19 protein-coding genes are annotated in these 23,174 nt (G+C 45.4%); 13 read left to right on the forward strand and 6 right to left on the reverse strand.

Features of this window, described 5'->3' with window-relative positions:
* Nucleotides 1–54 precede the first annotated feature (54 nt).
* A complete protein-coding gene (locus AC4PM4_RS02340; protein ID WP_491612630.1) occupies nt 55–2,154 on the reverse strand; it encodes a serine hydrolase domain-containing protein in 2,100 nt (699 codons plus the stop codon).
* Between the two features lie 197 nt (nt 2,155–2,351).
* Between AC4PM4_RS02340 and AC4PM4_RS02345 the strand changes: the two genes are divergently transcribed.
* The 4 genes from AC4PM4_RS02345 to AC4PM4_RS02360 all read left to right on the forward strand — a co-directional run bounded on the left by AC4PM4_RS02345 (nt 2,352) and on the right by AC4PM4_RS02360 (nt 6,131).
* Nucleotides 2,352–2,720: a hypothetical protein gene (locus AC4PM4_RS02345; RefSeq protein ID WP_090806120.1), complete on the forward strand. Its 369-nt coding sequence runs from the start codon at nt 2,352–2,354 to the stop codon at nt 2,718–2,720.
* 2 nt (nt 2,721–2,722) lie between these two features.
* Entirely contained in the window at nt 2,723–4,441 is a 1,719-nt protein-coding gene (locus tag AC4PM4_RS02350) for an ABC transporter ATP-binding protein (protein WP_063565166.1), read from the forward strand.
* Nucleotides 4,442–4,641: 200 nt separating this feature from the next.
* Entirely contained in the window at nt 4,642–5,076 is a 435-nt protein-coding gene (locus AC4PM4_RS02355) for a MarR family winged helix-turn-helix transcriptional regulator (RefSeq protein WP_491612631.1), read from the forward strand.
* Complete coding sequence (locus AC4PM4_RS02360; RefSeq protein ID WP_491612632.1) at nt 5,073–6,131, forward strand: threonine aldolase family protein; 1,059 nt, start codon at nt 5,073–5,075, stop codon at nt 6,129–6,131. The genes AC4PM4_RS02355 and AC4PM4_RS02360 overlap by 4 nt, the downstream gene beginning before the upstream one ends.
* A 112-nt stretch (nt 6,132–6,243) precedes the next feature.
* Here AC4PM4_RS02360 and AC4PM4_RS02365 read toward each other — a convergent pair whose 3' ends face one another.
* Complete coding sequence (locus AC4PM4_RS02365; RefSeq protein WP_491612634.1) at nt 6,244–8,223, reverse strand: alpha-amylase family protein; 1,980 nt, start codon at nt 8,221–8,223, stop codon at nt 6,244–6,246.
* A 135-nt stretch (nt 8,224–8,358) separates the two neighbouring features.
* On the opposite strand from AC4PM4_RS02365, the gene AC4PM4_RS02370 reads away from it, so the two are divergent.
* Nucleotides 8,359–9,237 carry a helix-turn-helix transcriptional regulator gene (locus AC4PM4_RS02370; RefSeq protein WP_076288406.1) on the forward strand — a complete coding sequence of 293 codons (879 nt, stop codon included), beginning with the start codon at nt 8,359–8,361 and terminating at the stop codon, nt 9,235–9,237.
* A 74-nt stretch (nt 9,238–9,311) separates the two neighbouring features.
* Here AC4PM4_RS02370 and AC4PM4_RS02375 read toward each other — a convergent pair whose 3' ends face one another.
* Nucleotides 9,312–9,968 carry an NADPH-dependent F420 reductase gene (locus AC4PM4_RS02375; protein ID WP_491612636.1) on the reverse strand — a complete coding sequence of 219 codons (657 nt, stop codon included), beginning with the start codon at nt 9,966–9,968 and terminating at the stop codon, nt 9,312–9,314.
* Nucleotides 9,969–10,113: 145 nt separating this feature from the next.
* Here AC4PM4_RS02375 and AC4PM4_RS02380 point away from each other — a divergent pair, with 145 nt between their 5' ends.
* Complete coding sequence (locus AC4PM4_RS02380) at nt 10,114–10,704, forward strand: TetR/AcrR family transcriptional regulator (RefSeq protein ID WP_064638602.1); 591 nt, start codon at nt 10,114–10,116, stop codon at nt 10,702–10,704.
* 91 nt (nt 10,705–10,795) lie between these two features.
* Entirely contained in the window at nt 10,796–11,965 is a 1,170-nt protein-coding gene (locus tag AC4PM4_RS02385) for an MFS transporter (protein ID WP_491612638.1), read from the forward strand.
* Between the two features lie 161 nt (nt 11,966–12,126).
* On the opposite strand, the gene AC4PM4_RS02390 is transcribed toward AC4PM4_RS02385, so the two are convergent.
* From AC4PM4_RS02390 to AC4PM4_RS02400, 3 genes are all read right to left on the reverse strand, one after another.
* A complete protein-coding gene (locus AC4PM4_RS02390) occupies nt 12,127–13,308 on the reverse strand; it encodes a multidrug effflux MFS transporter (protein ID WP_491612639.1) in 1,182 nt (393 codons plus the stop codon).
* A 224-nt stretch (nt 13,309–13,532) separates the two neighbouring features.
* The gene (locus tag AC4PM4_RS02395; protein WP_063565158.1) at nt 13,533–14,018 is read right to left on the reverse strand and encodes a CcdC protein domain-containing protein; all 486 of its coding nucleotides are present in this window, start codon (nt 14,016–14,018) and stop codon (nt 13,533–13,535) included.
* A gap of 430 nt (nt 14,019–14,448) precedes the next feature.
* Nucleotides 14,449–15,975: a multicopper oxidase family protein gene (locus tag AC4PM4_RS02400; protein WP_491612640.1), complete on the reverse strand. Its 1,527-nt coding sequence runs from the start codon at nt 15,973–15,975 to the stop codon at nt 14,449–14,451.
* Between the two features lie 203 nt (nt 15,976–16,178).
* On the opposite strand from AC4PM4_RS02400, the gene AC4PM4_RS02405 reads away from it, so the two are divergent.
* The 6 genes from AC4PM4_RS02405 to ertB all read left to right on the forward strand — a co-directional run bounded on the left by AC4PM4_RS02405 (nt 16,179) and on the right by ertB (nt 23,154).
* Nucleotides 16,179–16,925, forward strand: a complete 747-nt coding sequence (locus AC4PM4_RS02405) for an IclR family transcriptional regulator (protein WP_244552066.1) — start codon at nt 16,179–16,181, stop codon at nt 16,923–16,925.
* Nucleotides 16,926–17,223: 298 nt separating this feature from the next.
* Nucleotides 17,224–18,363, forward strand: coding sequence for an ABC transporter ATP-binding protein (locus tag AC4PM4_RS02410; protein ID WP_063565156.1), 1,140 nt, complete (start codon nt 17,224–17,226; stop codon nt 18,361–18,363).
* Entirely contained in the window at nt 18,360–19,010 is a 651-nt protein-coding gene (locus AC4PM4_RS02415) for an ABC transporter permease (protein WP_063565155.1), read from the forward strand. Before AC4PM4_RS02410 ends, AC4PM4_RS02415 begins: the two co-directional genes overlap by 4 nt.
* 29 nt (nt 19,011–19,039) lie before the next feature.
* Nucleotides 19,040–19,978, forward strand: coding sequence for an ABC transporter substrate-binding protein (locus tag AC4PM4_RS02420; RefSeq protein WP_063565154.1), 939 nt, complete (start codon nt 19,040–19,042; stop codon nt 19,976–19,978).
* A gap of 76 nt (nt 19,979–20,054) precedes the next feature.
* On the forward strand, nt 20,055–21,416 hold the full coding sequence (locus tag AC4PM4_RS02425; protein ID WP_491612642.1) for an LLM class flavin-dependent oxidoreductase: 1,362 nt from the start codon (nt 20,055–20,057) through the stop codon (nt 21,414–21,416).
* Nucleotides 21,417–21,483: 67 nt separating this feature from the next.
* Nucleotides 21,484–23,154 carry a thiourocanate hydratase gene (gene ertB / locus AC4PM4_RS02430; RefSeq protein WP_205412014.1) on the forward strand — a complete coding sequence of 557 codons (1,671 nt, stop codon included), beginning with the start codon at nt 21,484–21,486 and terminating at the stop codon, nt 23,152–23,154.
* Nucleotides 23,155–23,174: the final 20 nt, after the last annotated feature.

The following is a 23,174-nucleotide window of genomic DNA, read 5'->3' on the forward strand; positions in this document are numbered from 1 at the left end:
ACGCCCGTTCCCCAGTAGAACACAGGGGAACGGGCGTATTTTCCTTGCTCATTATTATTGATTGGTTAACGAAATTTCGAACCTTGAACCAGCTTCACCAGCAAATACAATCGTACCGTTTTCAGGCAATGTAACTTCATTTTCACCACTAACCACAGTATGATTCGTACTGATACCCGTCTGGTCATATACAGTGAAAGCACCTTTCGAAGGCATCTTCACTGTCATCACTTTACCTGCGGCTGCTGCCGGTACCGAATACCATGTCGCATAACCATTCGTTTGAATCGTTGTCTTCGATTGTTTCCCCGAATAGAGCGGTCTCACTAGTTCTTGACTGACGTAGACCTTTCCTCCTGCTGAAACGTATTCTACGCCGTTTCTCTCGAAGAACTTATACTCCATCGTATCCCGGCCAGCCAAGCCTGGAATTTGCAGTTGATTCACGGCCGAATTTGCATCAATAATTTTATTAGTATACACATAACCTGGTGCTTCATCGAACATATGAATGGGGATGATCGGCGTTGCACTGTCATATACCGTTGAGGTGTATTTTTCATTCACCAGGTAATAAATGTTGCCTTCACGCTTCTGCCAAGCGGCTGTTACATCTTCGGATAATGAATTGGTTTCGAGCTTTTCTGCCTTGTATTCCGAGGAGGCGATCTGTCCAAGCCCTGGCACCGACTGGTACGAACGGGACCACAAGTATGTATTCCCGTTATCCTCTTGAGTGAATTTCAACTTTTCTGTACCTTGCTCGTTCACGAAAGAGCCATCTTCAGTATACGTATACTTTTGTTCGGTACTGTTCGGCGACAATAGCTGGGACATCGTCAACTGTCCTTCATCATTCACTTCCAACTTCAATAACGAGCTGCCAACCGCCCCATAAATGCCAGCATACTGCGTTAGCTCTTTCGGCATGGTTGTTTTTACAGGGGCGCCAAATGATTTTTCCGGCTTCCGCTCTTTAATCATATCTTTTTCCTCAAGTGCGCTAAGCAACAGCTCGCTCGCAATCAATTGGTCGGTTGTGCTTGATCCACCTGAAGAGGTAACGGCTGCAGCCATGTTGTATTCCGGAAGCACAATTAATGACGAATGATAAGCAATCGTATTGCCACCTTTGGTAACTGCCTTGATGCCGTATTCGCTAAATGGGAACAAGTCTACACTATCCCAACCTAACCCGTACGAAATCGATGAATCGCTATCCTCTGGCCACAGGCCACTTTTGTATTCTTCCTGCGTCATGGCTTCTGCTGACTCACTGGAAAGAATACCTGTGACCTCTCCCGTAAAGATTTGCGAAAATTTGACCAGGTCTTCTGCGGTAGAGTAAATGCCTCCAGAGCCAATCATATTCGTGTTCTCTAGTGGAAGTTGTTCCTTATTCAGCTGCGAATAAGTTACCGCCATTTGGTCAGGATCAATCAGATCCTGCGGCGTTTTGGTATGGCTCATACCCAAGGGTTCGGTGAAATTCTGTTGGATGAAATGGCTAAAGCTCATGCCACTAACCTTTTCGACCAGAATTTCAGCTAACGTAAAGCTATCGTTACTATACACCGAGTAGGCTCCCGGATCTGCCTTCAAATTTTGCTCGGCCAATTGATCCAAAAATGTATCATGTGCATAGGTATCATTGTCCCCATACAGTATGGCACTACCGCTTGAGGTTCCAAGAATCCCGGATGAATGATTCAGCAACATACGAGGTGTGATCTGTTTGTAACGGTTATCTTTCATTTTAAAGTCAGGGATATAGTTCACAACCGGCACATCCAGATCGATCTTGTCTTCGTCAACCAGCTTCATCACAGCGGCTGTGAGCACCATTTTACTGGTTGAACCGATGCCATACATTGTATTAGAAGAAAGGGGGATACGGCCCTCCGGGTCGTTTTTGCCTACTTGTCCGGAGATCACGATCTCTCCCTCATCCATGAGTGCGTACTGCACACTTGTTGTACCGTATGTTTCGGTAAGGAGCTTGGCCTTCTCCATCACCGCTTTTTGGGTCATATTATACGTGAGGTTACTGGTGTTACTGTTTGCCGGTGCGGCGAGAGCATTCATTGGGGCTAACATGGTTAACACCAGGGTTACAGCGGCGAATGAAGTTCGTTTTTTCAGTGTCAATCTCATCTTCTCCTGTCTTATCTGTAGATTAGGTATCTCTGTGGTGGTACGTAAGTTAGTGTACTCTAGGACGGTGAACTGAATATGAATTGGGCCAGAATAAAATGGAAAAATACGGGTTGACAGAAAAATTCCTTACGTATACAATCGTATACATAAACAATTTGTATACAAATGTATACGAAGATGGAGGTGCTTCAAAAATGAGAGAAAGACATATAAATGTGAACGAACAACCTGATCGCCATGGAGAGCGGTCCAGACGGGGGCGTGGGGAAGAAGAGCGACAAGGTGAAGGTTCAAGACGTGGGAGAGGGCATGGAGAGCATCACGGAAAACGGGGCAATGGGGCACAAACGTTTCGCCGTGGAAGAATTTTAGTCTTTTTGGAACAAATGCAGAATCGAAGAGCTACGTTGGCCAGACAGCTTGGTCAGGAGGAGTTCCGGAATATTCATCAGATGATAAGTGGTGAACTGAAAGCCATTGATCAGGTCATTGATGAATACATCCAACTTTTTGAATTACAAAATGAAGAAGAAAGCCCTAATCAGGATCTGGAGAGTGAATAAGAATGGTTCGTCGTTTTTTCTCGTATTATCGTCCTTACAAAAAACTATTTTTAATTGATTTTGGTTGTGCAGTACTAGCTGGTCTGCTAGAGCTGGCATTTCCACTTGCTGTAAGCAAATTCATTAATGAGTTGCTGCCAGGTCAAGATTGGCCACTTATTATCCTCGCATGTATTGTCTTGCTGTCGATCTATGCGCTGAATACCGTCTTGAATTATGTCGTGACCTACTGGGGACATATGCTTGGCATTAACATTGAAACCAACATGCGTTCGAAGATGTTTGCTCATTTACAAAAGCTATCCTTCCGGTTTTTCGATAATCGCAAGACGGGTCATCTGATCGGTCACCTTACCAATGATCTCAACGATATTGGAGAGGTTGCTCACCATGGACCTGAGGATGTATTCATCGCGATTATGACTCTAATTGGATCTTTCTGGCTTATGGCGAACATTAATTTAGAGCTTGCACTGATCACCTTTGTCATTATTCCTATCATGGCCTGGGTCATTATCGTGTTTGGTGGTCGCATGACGAAGACCTATCGGCGCCTCTTCGGCGATGTGGGGAATTTCAATTCCCGTATTGAAGACAACGTAGGCGGAATTCGTGTCGTTCAATCGTTCGCTAACGAAGAGCATGAGAAAAAACTTTTTTCCGTAGACAACGAGAATTTCCGTAAAACAAAGCTGCTTGCTTACAAAACGATGGCGAAGAGTATATCGGTCAGCTACATGATGATGCGTTTGGTTACTGTGTTCGTTATGATCAGCGGTGCTTGGTTCTTTATCGATGGCAGAATTGATATGGGTGATTTCATGGCATTCCTGCTCTTGTCTAATATCTTCTTCCGCCCGATTGAGAAAATAAATGCTGTAATCGAAAGTTATCCGAAAGGGATCGCTGGATTCAAGCGTTATCTGGAAATCATTGATACCGAGCCGGAAATCGCCGATGCGAAAAATGCCGTGGAGCTAAAAAGCGTCCGTGGAGATATTCGCTTCGAAAATGTCTCATTCGGTTATGAGGAAAATCGACGTATTCTGAATAATATCAGTTTGTCCATCAATCCAGGGGAAACCGTTGCATTTGTGGGTCCTTCCGGTGCAGGTAAAACGACCATTTGCAGTCTGCTTCCACGGTTCTATGAAGTAGAGGAAGGTCGGATTACCGTTGATGGAGTTGATATTCGTGAGGTTCAGCTGGAATCTTTGCGCAAACATATCGGTATTGTTCAACAGGATGTATTTCTCTTCTCAGGCACAATTAAGGAAAATATCGCTTATGGCGATTTAACGGCAACAGACGAGCAAATCTGGGATGCAGCCCGTCGTGCATCTTTGGAAGAGTTGCTTCTTACTTTGCCAGAAGGGATTGATACGATCATTGGTGAGCGTGGTGTCAAACTTTCCGGAGGTCAGAAACAGCGCCTGTCCATTGCTCGGATGTTCCTGAAAAATCCACCGATTCTCATTCTGGACGAAGCAACGTCCGCTCTGGATACCGAAACCGAAGCATTAATCCAGAAGTCCTTGGCGGAACTGTCAGTGGGCAGAACAACCCTTGTTATTGCACACCGACTGACAACGATCAAGAATGCAGATCGCATCCTTGTAGTCAATGCGGATGGCATCGCAGAGCAGGGTAACCATGAGGAACTGGTCGCTGCCGGAGGCATATACAGCAGACTTCACCAGGTGCAATACAGCCATTCTTAATAGCCAAAAAACAAACCGTGCATTTGCGCGGTTTGTTTTTTTGTTTTTTTTGTTTTTCAATAAAGTGACATTCATTTGAACTATAAAGTTCATCAATATTATATATTGTTGACAACGTCCACTAAACTGATTATTATAATGTTGACAATGTCCACTAAAAGGGAGGGTTTCACATCGACTCTCAGCAAATAAATGCAGATATGTTGACTGAAATGCGGCGTTTTAACCGTTTTTATACCAATATACTCGGTGTACTCGATAAGCATATCTTGGGAACGGGATACTCCTTCGCTGAAGCAAGGGTCATTATTGAAATTGGCAATCAAGGGGAGAGCATTGCGAACAATCTGGTGGATACACTGACCATTGATCGCAGCTACATGAGCCGAATTGTAAGTAAACTGACCCGAGAAGGGCTGCTGATGAAAGTGGATTCAGCTGCTGACAGCCGCGTTAGTTTGATTCGCCTGACTGAAAAAGGGCAGGAGCTTTACGGTGAGTTGAATGAACGTTCAGATCAGCAGATTGTGAAGTTAATGCAAGGTTTGGATGAGGAAGAGATCAGAGAAGTTTACGCTTCAATGATGAATATTCAGGATAAGTTGAACAAAAGAGCAGGAGAGACAAGACGATGATACGATTCGAATGTGATTACAACGAAGGCGCGCATGAGCGCATTTTGCAAAGACTAATTTCAACGAACATGGAACAAACGAGCGGTTACGGTAAAGATGCCCATTGTGATCGGGCGAGAAGCCTTATTCGACAAGCTTGTGAAAATGAACAGGCGGATGTGCATTTTTTGGTTGGTGGTACACAGACAAATACAACGGTTATTGCCTCCATTTTGCGTCCATACCAAGGCGTGATTGCAGCGACTTCGGGCCACATCGCGGTCCATGAGACGGGAGCGATCGAAGCCACAGGTCACAAAGTGATCACGGTACCAAGCGAGGATGGGAAGATCACGTCAGATCAGGTCAAAGCGGTCTATGATGCCCATTGGAATGATGCAGCACCTGAACATTGTGTCCAGCCCGGAATGGTTTACATATCCCAGCCTACTGAGAACGGTACGATGTACAGCAAGGCAGAGCTGCAAGCATTATTTAATGTGAGCCAACAGTGTGGTCTCCCGTTCTTTATTGATGGGGCGCGTCTTGGGTATGCTCTTGCTTCCCGGAATTGTGATACGACTCTCGCTGATCTCGCACGCCTATGTGATGTATTCTATATTGGCGGAACCAAGATCGGAGCATTGATGGGGGAAGCGGTAGTCATTTTGAATGAAAAACTCAAGCCAGATTTTCGTTATATGATCAAACAAAAAGGCGGCCTGCTTGCCAAAGGAAGATTGCTGGGAATTCAATTTGAAACGCTGTTTGAAGATGGTCTGTATCTTGAGATTTCCCAGCATGCGGTGGACATGGCCATGTTGATTCATGATTCGCTTGCGGAGCAAGGTATTACTTTCCTATATGATTCACCAACCAATCAGCAATTTCCGATTCTGCCAGATGATCTGCTTCAGGATTTACGCAGCCGTTACTCGTTCACATTCTGGGAAAAGGTGTCCGATACACACAGCGTCGTTCGTTTTTGTACCAGTTGGGCAACCCAGCGGGAAAATGTGGACTCACTGATTCGGGATATTTCCCATGCTCTGAACAAATTGAAAGCTTGTGTGTAATCATTAATCCCTAAAGATAGTACATCGGCGGAGTAAAACGCCAAAGAAGAAGTCGCCATTTTAATGGCGACTTCTTTTTTTGTTTACTGCTAAATGTTCCATGAATGTACTTCTAAAATTGAATCACGACCATTTGATGACAGGACCACTCCGGTATCGTGTAGGTCACAAGGCCATTCACCTGACTGAATGAGAGACTAAGGTTCTGTGGCGCCAGATACACATCTTGTACTTGTTCGGCAGCCGCAACCGTCACCTCTGTATTGATAAGTGGAGGGATATCCTCGATGACTTCCACACCTTGTCCTCTACGTACTGGAGAGGCATACAGTAGATGATTCACCCAACGGTTCGAGTTCTTCTGAATCTGCAGCGTGGTAACCCCTTGGGCAGGTAGGTTGGTTATCAGCGACTTATTGTTACTTAGTAAACGGTCCAACGCGTAACAGATGATTTCCTTAACAGCCAAACTCCCCTTCGTCGCATAATCTTCAAAAACATTCCACGCGATATAGATTCCATCCTGACCTTCAGCCATGCCAGTTCCCGATTTCTGCAGATCAGAAGGGGTATGCTGGTGAGAGCAGAACGTGAACAAGTCACGGTTAAAATATGAATTTTCCTTACTGCCAAGTACGATGCCGTCTGTCGTGGGCACTGTGTTCTGTCCTTCGGTGTACATGACGAAAGAGGCTGTACGCAGCGAAGGAAGCTCGAAATTTGGACGGAAATAGGAGGGACGGAATGGGGAAACATCCTGATATTCTACACCCAAATCGAATTCAAAGCCCGTACCATCCGGTGAGAGTCCGGAACGGCCAGTGGCGAGAATTTTGCCGCCCCCGGCAAGAAATGCTGTCAGTTTGGTTTTGATTGACTCTGTAATGCTAATGGCATCCGGCAAAATAACAACTTTATACTTGGATAGATCAGCCTGCAGATCTACTACATCGAAGAGATAGTGGCCTTCCAGCAAAACTCTTACAGCGCCGGTATCGTGGTGGTGCATGTGCTGGTTATGAGGATCGCCTCCGGATTCCCATAAGGCTGCCTCCACTGACAGCAATGCGATATCAGCCATAGCGGTAGTATCTCGACACCATTCTTCCTTCGCTTCTACCTCACGGTAAGCTTCCCCGATCAACGAATACGTGGCATGATCCATCTGACCACCCGGATGCAGCTGATCTCCAATGGAGCAGCGTGCCCCGTTCGCAATGCTCAGTGCAGTTTCATAGCGTAGCGCGTTGGGGTGCTTGTATCCGCCGAATTCGCCCCAGGAGGTATGGAATTTTCCGGTCATGCCGAGGAAATCCATGCCCAATGTCTGCGCATAACGTGCAGAGAGCGGGAAGTGGTCGTACCCCCAGCCACCCGTTGGTAGCGATTCCAATTCCAAATGGGTATTCACATGAGCGAGATCCCGCCGCCCACGGTCGACGTGACTGCTGTTGTGGAACACTGGTAGTCCGGGTTTCACTGCATGCACAGTCTCATTCATTCGATTAGCATAACGAGCATACGTCTGTTCCCACAGTTTTTTCATATCTTGAATGTTTCGTGGATCGGAGCCCTGTGAGCGAATCTCGGCAACACAATATTGACAATAACATTCCCGAACACCAACGATATCGAGGAAGATGCCGTCCACATCATATTTCTTTACGACTTCCTCTACCTGTAGGGTGAGAACGTCAAGATAAGGGGTGTTCATGCAAAATTGATGATAGCCTGGCGTCATGAAGTCGGCTGTCCAACTGATCTGCTCCTGCTGATTGCGGATGAGCCATTGTGGATGTTTGCGGGCGAGTCGCTCATCCAGGCCAGCGGAGAGATAGACCGGAGTCTTCACACCTATCTCATGAGCAGCCTCAATCTGGGCACCCAGAAGATCGAAATTCAGATGTGGATGCATTTGATTGGCGGTAGTCGGATGATAGGCCCAGCCATGATGGCACTTGGAGAATATGGTGATGGAATCGACATGCCCGGTTTTGAGCATCTCCTGAAATTGCTGCTTCGAAAAATCACGGCCAATGCCTTCAATGGCTTCTGACGTATGAAAATCGAGATGAACCTGACGAAATTTCATGCTTGCTTCCCCCTGGTCATTAAATGATAGAATCATATTATATCTACCACTCTAATCGATCATCAGCTTCGATACAGCTGACAATCACGACTATATATAGCACATTATCTACATTTTGAACAAAGGAGGGATCTTATGTTTGTACTTGAACTTCAAGTTCCGCCGTTTCCGTTATTAGCAGCCATTGGGCACACCGAATGGCAGCCGGGGATGCAGCATGCCCAGCGTAGCTTTGATGTGTTCGATCTTATTATTTGCGCCAAAGGAGCGCTGTACATGGAGGAAGATGGCCTCCGTTACGAGATTGCGGAAGGTATGATGCTGGTTCTTGAACCTGGCAAAGACCACCGTGGCTATAGACCAACGGATGTGCAGACGGAAGTATACTGGATTCATTTCCAGCTTCCCTCTGTGCAAAAGATGATTTTGAAAGAAAAGACGACTTGGGAGCAGCCTTTGCTTCAACAAACAGACCAGGATATTGAGGCTCCCCCAGGAGTCATTGAAATTCCCAAATTCGCCGCGGTGGATCTACGTAACCTGGAGCCGATACTGAAAGAAATGCTTGAGCTGCACCATGTACTCACCCGTCAGCGTTCCTTCGAGCTTCATGTTCTGTTGGGCCAATTCCTGCTGCAATTACAGAAGGGAATGAGACAGAACAGCCCGCAGGCTCGCTCCTATTTTCTAAGCGAGAAGGTGGCAACTTATCTTGGTCAACGCCTTGAGCAGCCGTTTGATTCCGGACAGATGGAGCGTGATCTGCTTTATCATTTTGATTACCTGGCTCGCTGCCTGAAGCAGTATACGGGGATGAGCCCGTTGCAATACAGGCATCACCTGCAAATGGAGAAGGCCAAGCGGTTATTGGCACATTCGGAGCTTCCGCTGAAGCGTATCGGCGAGTTGTGTGGACTGCAGGACCATAACTATTTTACACGGTTATTCAAGCGTCAAACTTCCCTTACGCCTGGAGAGTACCGCAAGAAGCATCAGTTGTATTTCATGGAATAGACATGATCAAACAAAAAAACCGCCCGAAAGGGCGGTGGATGATGACGTATTCAATGTCCCAGAATTTGAAATGCTTAAGCTTTAAAGTCCTCGCTTCGTACAGGACTAGCATTCGATAAGGCCTGCCGAAGACTATCCGCTCCATGCTCCTGGTAACTGGGAGTCCCCGGTTGTTGGCGCCAGGATTCGTCCAATCCGCCGGCGTCTATGGCGTCAAATCCCAGCTCCTCGACAAGTTGAAGTACAATTTTCTTTGTATCAGGATCATCACCAGCTACAGGGAGAGCAAGTCGATCGGGTGAACCGGCAGGCAGTCCACGTTCAAGCAGATTTATAGCGGAAATCCCATTAAAGGCTTTGTTGACAGGATGTTTCAAGTATTGCTCAACCCATCGGCTTTCAGGTAAGCCACCTTCGATCTCGGCAATCAAGCCGTCACGCTGACGTGGGTAATAGTTCCCGGTGTCAATAATGGCAGCACCAGGTGCAGTTTGGTCTAAGATACCATCAGGGAGATCCGGAATATTCTTTTGTGGAATCGTTACAATGACCAGCTCGGCTCCATGGGCGACGTCCGTTACTTCAAGCGGTTTTGCGCCTGTCTCTTCAGCTAGATCCGTCAAGGTATGAGGACCGCGCGAGTTAGCAATCGAGACATCATGACCAAGTTTGGTGAGACGACGGGTGAGATTAACACCGATATTTCCCGTTCCAATAATTGCGATTTTCATTTATTCCGACTTCCTTTCCCGATTTAATATGGTATGACATCTTCACTGTAACAGAGAACAATAGAGCTGTAAACAACTTCTTGACTGAACGTTACAAATTACCTATACTAAGATTTATTATTTCGTTGAGAAGGGAGGAAATGAAGTGACCAGAGGTGGAAGACCACGAGAATTTAAGGATACGGCTGTGATTGACGCAGCCATGGATGCCTTTTGGTTGAACGGATACGAAGGGTGCTCTACTGAGGATCTATGTAAACAGACCGGTCTCGGGAAGGGCAGTTTATATAATGCTTTTGGTAGCAAACATGATTTATATGAAAAGGTACTCCAGCGTTACCATGAGGAAGGAATACGGGAGCAAAGCGAGATTTTACAGAGCCCCTTACCGTTGAAAGAAAGATTACGCGGCCTGCTGGAGTGGGGTGTACAGGAAGATTTCTCGGAATCAGGGCGAAGAGGCTGTCTCCTAATTAATGCAGCAATGGAACGGGCACGGGTTGATCCTATGGTTGAAGAAGTGGTGACACGGCATATCGGATTGTTGGAGGATGCACTTTGTGATCTGATGGAGCAGGGTGTCCAGACAGGAGAGATTACTTCAGGGAGACCAGCCAAAGAACTGGCAAGCCTGTTTCTAAGCAGCTATTACGGACTTCGCGTGCTTAACAGTTCTTCACAGAACCGTGATCTGGCAAAAAGTATTGTAGAAGGTACATTGGCAGCTATTTACTAGCCGGGTAATCCGGCACTTTTTTTTGCATTAGTTTTGTACCGATCATTACAATAGTTTGATTTTATAACTCATATGAAAAGGGGAATTGAAGATGCCATTGGCAATTTATGTGCTTAGCTTAGCTATTTTTTGTATGACTACCTCAGAATTTATGGTAGCTGGAATGATGAATACACTTGCGGGAGAGTTTGGAGTATCTGTCTCGCAAGTAGGCTATTTGATTACAGCCTTTTCGGCGGGGATGGTCGTGGGAGGTCCCTTACTAACCGCTGCTCTGCTGAATATGCCTAGGAAAAAAGCGTTTATTATGCTAACCGGACTATTTCTCGCTGGACAGTTGCTTGGCGCGATCGCAGGTAGCTATGAGGTTATGATGGCCTCACGTATCATAGCAGGTGTTGCTTCCTCGGCTGCTTTTGGCGTATCAATCTCGATCTCTGCTTCGCTCGTGGAGGAAAATCAGCGGGGACGGGCGGTGTCGATAATCTTCGGGGGTCTTATGATCGCCACAGTTCTGGGTACACCTGCTGCAACATGGGTGGCCGATGCTTATGGCTGGCGTTTCAGTTTTTGGGCGGTCGCCATTCTTGTTCTACTGTCAGGAGTAACTGCATTGCGGTTGATCCCCGTATTATCCAGACCGGAGCCCACAAGTTTGCGTCATGAAATGAAATCTTTTCGCAATCTCAAGCTCTGGGCGGCTTATCTGACAAGTTTTCTTATTATAGGAGCCACATTTGCAGCATTCAGCTACTTTGCTCCGATTTTTACAGAGTTGACGGGCTTTTCAACGTCCGCGGTGCCACTATTGTTTGTTGTGTATGGAGCTGCTACGGTTGCTGGTAATCTGATCACTGGTCGACTGGCGGACCGATACACTATGCTGATTCTAACGATAGGGCTTGTTCTCTTGACGTTTGGTCTTCTGACATTCGCCATTGGCGTACATACAGCTGCCGTGGTTATTCCTGCCGTAATCATCATCGGGTTGGCCGGGGTTCCAATGAACCCGCCTATGGTCGCGCGAGTGATACGTACGGGAGGAAGTGGTCTGATGGTGAACACCGTTCACACCGCAATCGTCACCTTTGGTGTAGTGGTAGGGTCTTCTGTTGGAGGCTTGGCTATTAGTGCCGGTTATGGTCTGGTTGCACCGATCTGGGTCGGGGTTGTGTTGGCTTTGGTGGGTGTAATTTCATTGCTTCCGTATATGCGAGGAATCTTCAAAGTTAAGGTTGTAGATATGGATATAAAACATTAAAAAGTGTTTGATTGTGGGTAATCTTTCAAAACATCGTGTTCAACAATACGAATAAAAGCAGCCCAGATACGATAAAGTACTGGACTGCTTCTATTTTTTTGAAATGTGCCCCGTGACATTTCTTCGTATTATTTATGATCCTAATGAATGATCCTAATAGATTATTCTTCTGAGATAAATCTTTTGCCAAGCAACCACATTACGCCGCTAATGATTAGAAAATATAAAGGCATCATCAGCAATGAGCCGTTATGCAGAGTACCCATTCCCCATGTCGTAAGACTTACCAGTAAGTAGTAGCCTAAGCTGAATATAGCACCTGCTGTGCCAATTACATCTTGAAAATGAACAAGCGCAAGACTTAGACAATTGGGCAAAGCAATACCTGCGCCAATCAACAGAACAAACATGGCAGTTAACATGCAGATGATTTGCAAAAGATTGGGCAGCATAGACAAGCTGCTTCCAAGGGTTAGGAGCAGAGCCCCGCTGGTCATGACCAGACAACCCAAACGAATAATCTTTTCCGGTGCGTAAACGGTCAATAATCTTTTGGAGATCATTGCACCGAACACCGATGCCAAGGCCACAATAATGCCCAGAAAACCATAAACGCCAGGCGACAGATCAAAGTGTTCAATGAAGATGAAGGGAGCTTCGGCATAATAACTGAATAAAACTCCGTTAATACCACCGATCAATACGCCAAACACCATTACGCGCGGCATGGCGAGCATCTTTTTAACAACCGGAAGTATAGCCACCTTGGATCGTAAAGAAACGTTCGTTGTCTCCGGCAGTTTAATAAAAGCATATATGAACAACAAAACGCTCATCAGTACTAACGCAAAGAATACCCATCTGAAGCCAAGGGCCTGATCAATCCAACCACCAATCAGTGGTCCAACTGCCGGTGTAAATGCAATGACAGCAGAGATTTGGGCAAACATCGCATGTCTTCGATCTCCCGATACACTTTCGCGAAGCATGGTTTGGGTGATAATCGAGCCAGTTGCGGCACCGAAAGCCTGTACGAAACGGCTGACGAGAAGCAACTGAATTGATTCCGAATAAAAGCACATCAAGCTTCCGATCCCATATACGATGAGACCGCCCAGCATTGCAGGTCTGCGACCAATCAAGTCGGACAGCCAGCCCCAGCAGAAAACGCCTAATGCAAATCCTATAAAATAGATGCTTAACGTGAATTGTACGGAACTATTAGATACACCAAGTGCTGCTGCGATATCTGGCAGAGATGGAGTGTAGATGGTTTCGCTGATTTGTGGAAAAGCGATAAGAACAATCATTAAAAGCAAAGATGGTACAGCATATTTCTTCATTATATATTAGCCCTCCTACAAGCTTATACTCTGTTATGACAACAAGAATATGAGCCTAGCTAGGGAAAGGGGGGCATCATGATGGCGAGACGACTATAAATCATCATTTGTTGAATTACCTTTCATCATTATAAGAGTAGGAGGGTTTGACAATCATTGTTAATACTCGGCCTAGGTTAACATGCTTGATATGCCAAGTCAACCAGCTCTAGCTAATCGTACGATTAAGCAGTTTTGTCCCAAGCTCTGAACGTACTAGACTTGGAATTATGAAATTTAATGAAGCTAGCTATTCGCCAAATGGCAATATAGGACAGGGCAACTACATTATTCAGGAATCCAAGAGTCTTGGGATCAATGCCTGAGATGAACAAGAAGTCAAAGAATCGGATCGAGAAGATAACAATAATTAAAACATAAAGAGATACGTTTCTTTTATAATACATCTTGCCATCCGATTTCCGCTCGAATTGCGTCACCAGAATTAATGGGATCGACAGAATTGCACCTATAGCGATCGAACTGATCATTCTGCCTGATGTAAGCACCAATGTAGGGTCGAACAATTCAAACAAAGATGAAGAGATATAAAGGATCGGAATTAATAATTTCCGGCCTGATTCGTGCAATGGCTTCTTGCTGCCCTGGATAACGCCCCTTAAGATAAGCACGACAATTAATAATGAGATTGTTAAAGATATTGGATTCATGGTAAGCACCTCGTCTGTTTTTTTGTGTAACCTAAGTATCGAGGATATTTAAAATTTATATCAGTGTACAAAGTAATTCGTTTAAGGTGACTTTTGTCATCTTCCCGCAAAGATTTATTTTTACAACAAGGAACGGTTTCCAAAACAAATAGGACGATCTCTTCCCAATTGAATCCGGAAAAAGTCGCCGCTTCAAAAATCTTTTTTTATTGTCTATGTGACAGGGCTATGACCTCGGAAGGCACCTGTCGCTCAATTTGACGAAGTAGAACAACTTGACCGCAGCAATTTTTTACAGTTAGATCGTAATGGCCCTGATGGTGGCAACGGACAACTACTTGTTCGTTATAAGTTCCGTTAGCTGGTACATATCTCTTTTTTAGTGATTTTTTTGGATATGTCCACTCATTCATTGCAGTGCTGGAGTGAGCTAAAAAATATCAAACGGTCGCATCATTTCGTAGTCTTCATGCTCAAGCATGTGACAATGCCATACATAACGCCCGGTAAAAGGTCCGAAACGAGCAATAATCGTTGTAACGTAACCGAAGGGGGTTGCTACAGTATCTTTTAATCCCATTTCATACGGATTAGGAGGACTGGGCGGGCCTGTGAAAATAAGTTTTCCGGTTTTCTGAAAATGAGAAACATCAAAAGGTTGACGATCAAGAATTTGAAAATCAACCAAATGAATATGAATGGGGTGAGGGTCATCATCAATGATATTAATGATACGCCAGATTTCAATCGTATTTACTTCAATTCTTTCGGAAATACGATCCATCCACATTTTTCCATCTAATAGATTTAAGGAGCGACCATATTGATCCTTCACTCTGACAAGTGTTAAATATCTTGTTCTCTTTGCCATACTTTTTGGGAGTCGTTCGAATGCTTCTAAATAAAATGGAAGTGAGCTGGTATCTATACTTTTTAATGGGACACTTATTCTGAATTGCATGATATCTATTGTTTCAGGGGACGCACTCTTGGTGACATTTTTGAGAATAATAGTTTGACCATAATATTGAGAAAAATCAATGATCACATCTATACGCTCGGCACTTAAAAGTACAAATTCGTTTATTCTTATTGTTGTCTCAAGAAAGCCGCTATCGGTTCCGAGTTGATAAAATGGTTGATTGGATTCCATTTTTAATGTAAGGATTCGACTATTGGATGCGTTTAAAATCCGAAAACGGTATTTTCTTGGTTCTACCTCCAAAAATGGATAAACCTTGCCGTTTATCAGAATGGTATCCGCATCAAAAGGAGGAACAAGGGAAGGATGAGGCAAGTTTGCATCGTTTTGATCCGGTTTGTTGGGGTAGTATAGAGATCCGTCCGGATTGAAAGATCGGTCCACAATGAGTAGAGGGATTTCATATTTCCCTTTCGGAAGATTAAGGGATTGTTCATTTTGGTCTCGAATGAAATAAAATCCCGCGAGTCCTGCGTAGACGTTTAATCTTGTAATGCCTACTGTATGATCGTGGTACCATAACATTGTAGCTCGTTCAATATTTGGATACGTATAAACCTCTCGTTCAAACAAAGGTCCCGTTTGCTCAAAATTTCTCGTAAACCAAGCCTCGGGGTAGCCATCACTATGAGCTGGCGTTCTTCCTCCATGTAAATGCACAACGCTCCTACCCTCTGGAACAGTAATTTCCGAACCATGAATCGTAGTATCAACGGGAAGAAAGTGCTTATTGGGCAGGTCGTTCATCCATTTAACAAACACGGTTTCATTCTTCATCACTTCAAACGTAGGACCTGGAAATGTTCCGTCATAACCCCATAAACGGGTAGGCCCGAGGTCTCTATGTAGCTTCTGAGAAAACTCCTTCATAGTCACTTCGTAATAAGAACTATTACTGCTTCGCTTCCTAGGAGATAATGTGTTTGGAATAGGCAGTTCATCCACGAATTTTTGTAGTTTTATCTTTTCAGGCATAAGAATTTGGAGCCTCCCTAAGGTTAGAATTACTATGTAATTTTATGATCTTGAACTTGTTCATTATGTTAGTTGTATATAACTATTGGGTATGCATTCTATTTGTATGTCATTTATACAAACGAGTAAAACGATAGTGATTTCCGCAATCTTTCACTATATGATAAAAGAAATGGATGATTTCAATGAAAGGGAGCGTCGCTTTGGATCGGAAAAGTGGAACAAACACTCTTGGAAGGGCTTTGGATATTTTATTTGCGTTATCTGAGGCGAATGGAACATTATCAGTTAGTGAGATCGCAGAAAAGGTCAGCATTCCAGAAAGCTCAACCTATCGTTTTTTGCAAACGCTTGAAAAGAACGGGATTGTGGAGCGTAGGGGCAAAAATCAGATCGGACTTGGTTTGCGTATTCTAGATTTAGCTCGTAGCTTGAATCAACAAATTCATCGTGAGTTGTTGTCACTTGCATTGCCTATTATGATCAATCTGATGGAGTCTACACAGGAAACTTCGTTATTGTTCGTTAGAACTGGAAATGATGCTGTTTGCATTCAACATGTGAAAGGTCGAGGTCTTATTCAATTTGTAATCGAAAACGGTAGACGTTTGCCTTTACATCAAGGCGCTTCTGGAAAAAGTATCCTGGCTTTTGAAAATGAGAAGACGATTGAGCAGGTTGTAGCGAATATTACAAACGATCGGAACCGATCGGAATTGATTGATAGTTTGAAAGCTGTCAAGGAACAGGGCTTCGCTTGTACTGAAGGAGAATATGATCCCGATGTATTTGCGATTGGAGCACCGGTATTGGATAGTCATGGTCTTGTCGTGGCAAGTCTATCTATTGCGGGTCCTTTATTTCGCGGGACGAAAGAGAGGATACCCGAAATGATTAATAGCGTTATGGAATCGTCCAAGCATCTCTCCAATCTACTTGGAGGGGAATAGAAGAAAATCACCGATCACAATTAATCCCGATAGAAATAGTGGAATTAATGATTGACAAAAGAATGTTCTTGGTAATATTATTGAAATAAGAAATTTAATTATCGCATGTTAATAATAAATGGCTGACCATAACAGTGGAGGTCTTGTTTTTCGCCTATTGGCGAGAAATAAGGCCTTCTCCTTTTTTAGCAAGAATTCGCAATAATAGTTAAATGATGACTGAAGGATGTAAAAAAATTTATTCGTTTATCCGAGTTAACAAATTTGTTTACTGTATTTTGGAGGGAGAGGAAGAACGATGACTGAAGCAGTGGCAGTTGAATTCCAGCATGTAAATAAAAATTATGGCTCTGGCAGTGTGCTACATGATTTTAATCTTACGGTACCGAAAGGACAGATTGTAACAATTATAGGACCCTCGGGTTGCGGCAAAACTACACTGCTCAAAATGATCAATCGTCTTGAGGAACCGAGTCAGGGAAAGGTTCTTGTTGAAGGGCGAGACGTAGGAGCCGCAGATGCAGTCCAACTTCGACGCGATATCGGATATGTAATTCAACAAATTGGCTTGTTTCCACATATGACTATTGAAGAGAATATTGGCATTGTTCCGAGGCTTAAGGGAGCGAGAAAGGAAGAACGAAAAGAGAGGGTTGATCTATTACTGAACCTGATCGGTCTCCCAGCTGAACAATATAGCAAACGTTATCCCCATGAGCTTAGTGGCGGGCAGCAGCAACGGATCGGAGTAGCCCGTGCATTGGCGTCAGACCCTTCCATTATTTTAATGGACGAACCCTTTAGCGCACTTGATCCCATCAGCCGAGTCCAGCTTCAAAAAGAACTGATCCAGCTGAATCAGCGGCTGCATAAAACGATAATTTTTGTCACCCACGACATTGAAGAAGCGCTGAAGATCGCTGATCGGATTATTCTACTGAAGGAGGGTGAGGTAATTCAGAACAGTACACCTGCGGAGCTGCTGGCCCATCCGGCAAACGACTTTGTGATCGAATTTATCGGCCAGGAGAGGTTTCGTCCTTCTTTTCCAAGTGGGATGGCACAGCATATTATGATTGACGGTATCTCGATAAGTAATATTTCAACAATCTCAGAGGCACTTGAACTCCTGCGCTTGAATCAGGCTGATGCCCTTGCTGTGACCGGGAATTGGGGAGAACTGCTGGGTATTGTAGGAATCGAAGAAATCAGCGAACATCTGCAGCATGACAGCAAAATGAAGGTCGGTGATATTGTGAAAAATGGGACCCGCGCCCTCTTTGAGAACACACCGATCTCTGATGTATTCGAACTGATGCAAAGTCAACGAATATTGCCTGTCGTGGATGATCAGAACCGTTTAATCGGTACGGTAACCCGTTCAGGTGTTATTGAAGCCATTGGTCGACACTTTCACCGAGAGGAGACCAGTGCATGAACCATATATGGGATACGTTAGCTGCTGACTGGCCGATGATTGTTGAGAAAATGGGAGAGCACATGTATCTGTCCCTCATTTCCGTCCTCATGGCGGGAATCATTGCAATACCCCTTGGTATTTATCTGACCAGCCGCAAGCGGATGGCGGATACAATCATTACTGTAGTTTCTGCCATCCAGACCATTCCAAGTCTGGCGTTGTTCGGATTCATGATTCCGCTGGTAGGCATCGGCACAACACCTGCCATTATTGCATTGACCTTATATGCCGTGCTTCCGATGCTCCAGAACACCTATGTCGGTATTAATGGAGTTCATCCTTCTCTGATTGAGGCAGGAACCGGGATGGGCATGACCAAATGGCAGATGATGAAGATGATTCAGCTTCCGATTGCGCGTAGTGTCATCATGGCCGGCGTAAGACTCGTCGCGGTGCAAACGATAAGTCTTACGACAATTGCGACCTATATTGCCGCAGGAGGACTGGGAGATATCATCACAAGAGGCATTGCCATGATCAATACGGTTACCATTATGGAAGGGGCCATCCCCGTCTCGCTGCTGGTAATCTCCGTTAACTTCATTTTGCTGCTTCTTAACAGGGCACTTACCCCAAAGGGGTTGCGGCATTTGAATAAATTTTAAGCTTTTACCTAGGGAGAGGGGCACCAATCATGACAACCACCAACAAAAAAAGATGGAATGTAACCAAAGGAGGCAGGCTACTTATCACCCTTGGGCTGGTGTTGACAACCGTGCTGACAGCAGTGGGGTGCTCGAATTCCAATGCGTCCGGGCGTAACGATACCATCGTACTGGCCACGAAAGGATTCGCAGAGTCTGATATTTTGGCCAACGCCTTCAAACTCTTGGTTGAGAATGACACGAAGCTGAAGACAGAGATTAAGAAGCTGGACAACACACTGCTCTGGAATGCCATTGACTCAGGGGATGTGGATGCCTATGTAGAGTACAGCGGGACGGCCTTGATCAATATTTTGAAGCAGGAACCAGAATTTGATGCAGATAAAGCATTTAAAACAGTCGTAACCCAACTCAAGGAAAAGAACAAATTGATTGCGCTAGACCCCCTAGGGTTCAACAATACCTATGTCTTTACAGTACGTAGAGAAACCGCTGAGAAGTATGGGCTAAAGACAGCTTCTCAACTTGCTGAGAAATCAGGTGAACTGGTTTTTGGAGCCAGTGAGGAGTTTCTGAATCGCCCAGATGCCTGGCCTTATGTAGAGAGCATATACAAACCAAAGTTCAAGGAGACAAAGTCCATTCAGGACCCTTCCTTGCAGTATCAGGCGATAAAGCAAAAGCTGATTGATGTGAAGCTCTCGTATTCAACGGACAGCCAAATCCTGGCCAATGACCTCGTAGCTTTGGAGGATGACAAGCATGTGTTTATTCCGTATGATGCATTTCCAGTGGTTCGTGAGCAGACGCTGGATGAACATCCGGAGTTGAAAGAAGTCCTCAACAAGTTGGCAGGAAAACTGGATGAGAAGGCAATGCAAAAGTTGAATGCAGAGGTGGAACAGGATCAGAAACCGGCACTTGATGTTGCGAGGGACTGGCTGAAAGCCCAAGGGCTAATCAAGTGAATTTCTACATGATGGATCAATAATTAATGGTAATTACGTTGTATAACAACGAGTTAATAAGAGAGGGTGACGCATTGTGAGTAATGATAAACGGCAGCTTGCGCTGGGGGCAATGATGTTTTTTCCGGCGGGTGAGCATATTTCAAGTTGGAGACATCCCGGGTCTGAAGCAGAGGGACTCCTTGATTTCAATTATTACAAAAGAATTGCGCAGACGGCGGAACGTGGAAGATTCGACATGTTCTTCTACGCCGATGAACTGTACGTCTGGGATCGATTCGAATCCGGTATTAGCCATGCCAATAGCATTCGGCCGGAGCCGTTCACACTGCTTTCCGCTTTGGCGGCGGTAACGTCTCATATTGGTTTGGCGGCGACCATCTCGACGACCTATAACGATCCGTATCATATTGCCCGGAAGCTGGCGACGCTGGATCATTTCAGTGGCGGGCGAGCCGCGTGGAATATTGTGACGTCTCAGACGGACGAAGAGGCCCGGAACTTCGGTAAGGAACGCCATCTGCAGCATGAGCTGCGATATGAACGTGCGAAAGAATTTGTAGAGGCAACGCAAGGACTTTGGGACAGTTGGGAAGAGGATGCACTGCTGTTCGACAAGGAAAATGGGTACTTTGCAGACAAGAACAAGCTGCACAATCTGGATTACGAAGGTACTCATTTTAAAATAAAAGGACCCCTTAATATCTCCCGTCCACCACAAGGGTATCCTGTTTTGATCCAAGCCGGAGCTTCGGAAGCCGGTAAAGAGGTAGCCGCGGCAACGGCCGAAATTGTATTTGCCCCTGGTGGCACATTCGCAGAAGGGAAAGCGCTGTATGAAGACATCAAGGGAAGGCTTTCCAAATATGGACGTTCTCCCGATGAGATCAAGATATTGCCTGCCTTGATGCCCATTATTGGTGCTACTGCGGAAGAGGCAGCAGAGCAGCTTGCTATTGTGGAGAATCTTACTCCAGACCGACTGGCTTTGGACTTGCTATCACATTACATCGGGGTAGACGTTTCCGGCTATCCGCTGCATGAACCGCTGCCTTTTCTACCTGAAGTAGAAGGCTTTAACCAGAGTAAAAGTGGTTTACAACGTATCCGACGTATCCTCAAGGAAGAAGATTTGACGCTGATTCAGCTTGCCAAACGGATTGTAAGCAAACGGGCTTTTGCCGGAACTCCCGAGCAGATTGCCGATCATATTGAGGAATGGTTCAACAATGGTGCTGCGGATGGATTCAATATTGCCTTTACTCACCTTCCTGGTGCTCTGGATGATTTTGTAGCAGAGGTAGTGCCCATTCTTCAGCGTAGAGGTTTGTTGCGCCTAGAATATGAAGGCACTACACTGAGGGACCATTTTGGACTCAGCAAACCAGAGAACCGCTATTCACAAGAAAAGATTACTTTAGGAACGGCAGAAAGATAACTCAACGAGGAAGTACAAATAGCTCTAATGTGATGATTTAGCAGGAGACGGAAAGCGAGGAGTGACTGTGAAAAAGATTGTTGCCGAACGAGGCGGCGTGCTGCGATGCAAAGGCTGGCGTCAGGAAGCACTACTGCGCATGCTGGAGAACGTGCTCGAGAACGGTGAGAACCAGAAGGAGCTGATCGTCTATGCCTCCCTTGGAAAGGCCGCCCGTAACTGGCCTTCCTATCTGGCAATTGTCGATACCCTAAAGCAATTGGAGGAAGACGAAACACTGGTCATTCAGTCAGGCAAACCGATTGGTGTATTCAGAACCCATCGGCAAGCACCACTTGTCGTAATGGCTAACTGCAATCTGGTCGGCCGATGGGCAACCAGTGAGAATTTCTATGAGTTGCAAGATAAAGGACTGATCATTTGGGGCGGCCTTACTGCGGCTGCTTGGCAATACATCGGATCACAGGGTGTCATACAGGGAACCTATGAAATCTTCCAAAGTATCGCAAGGCTGCACTTCGGCGGCGATTTGCGAGGACGTTTCATTCTAACCGCTGGATTGGGCGGTATGGGGGGCGCGCAGCCTTTAGCAGGTTATATGGCTAATGCGGCAATCCTTTGTGTAGAGGTTGCGGAGGAGAGAATAGACAAACGAATCGCTGCCGGTTATTTACAGCGAAAGACAGATAGCCTGGATGAAGCATTACTATGGATTAATGAAGCTGTAAGCAGCGGCACAAGCCTGTCCGTTGGACTGCTCGGAAATGCTGCGGATGTTTATCCAGAACTGCTTCGGAGGGGTGTCCAGCCGGATATTGTGACTGACCAAACATCTGCACATGATTTGTTATACGGCTATATTCCAAGCGGATACTCACCTGCATCCGCTGGTGTGGCACGACGAGAACATCCGACGGAGCTTCAAGCCGCTGCCGGAGCTTCAATTGCGAATGAAGTAAAGGCGATGTTGGAATTCAAACAACGGGGCGCGGTTGTTTTTGACAATGGTAACAATATCCGTTCACAAGCAGTGCAATATGGAGTTACGAATGCTTTTGAGATCGATATATTTACGGAAGCTTTTCTTCGTCCCCTTTTTGCGCGGGCTATCGGTCCTTTCCGCTGGATCGCTCTTAGCGGCGAGGCAGAGGATATACGAATCATTGACGATTATATCCTGAAAGAATTTAGTGATAATGACATCGTATCCAATTGGATCAAACTCGCGAATACGTATGTGCCGTTTGAGGGATTGCCGGCCCGTATAGGCTGGTTTGGGCATAAAGACCGCAGCAAGCTGGCACTCGCGGTTAACCAATTGGTTCGAGAAGGAAAACTTGCAGGACCAGTCGCCTTCTCCCGAGATCATCTGGATGCAGCAGCTATGGCTCATCCCAACATTATGACCGAGCGAATGAAAGACGGAAGCGATGCGATTTCGGACTGGCCGTTGTTGAATGCCATGCTCAATTGTGCATCCATGGCTGATCTGGTGGCGATTCATTCCGGCGGAGGGGGCTACTCTGGTTATATGACAAGTGCGGGAGTCACCATTGTAGCCGACGGATCAGAGGCAAGTGATGCACGTCTTCGTACAGCGCTTGACAATGATACTGGTCTTGGCGTACTCCGATATGCGGATGCCGGTTATGAGCAATCGTTGGCCGAGGTTAAAACAAAGGGGATTGCCCGAATTGATACCCATCAATATGAAACCATTTCATCCACTGTAAAATAACATCGGGAAATGGTTCAACG

It is taken from the genome of Paenibacillus sp. MDV22-iso6 (genome assembly GCF_058408365.1).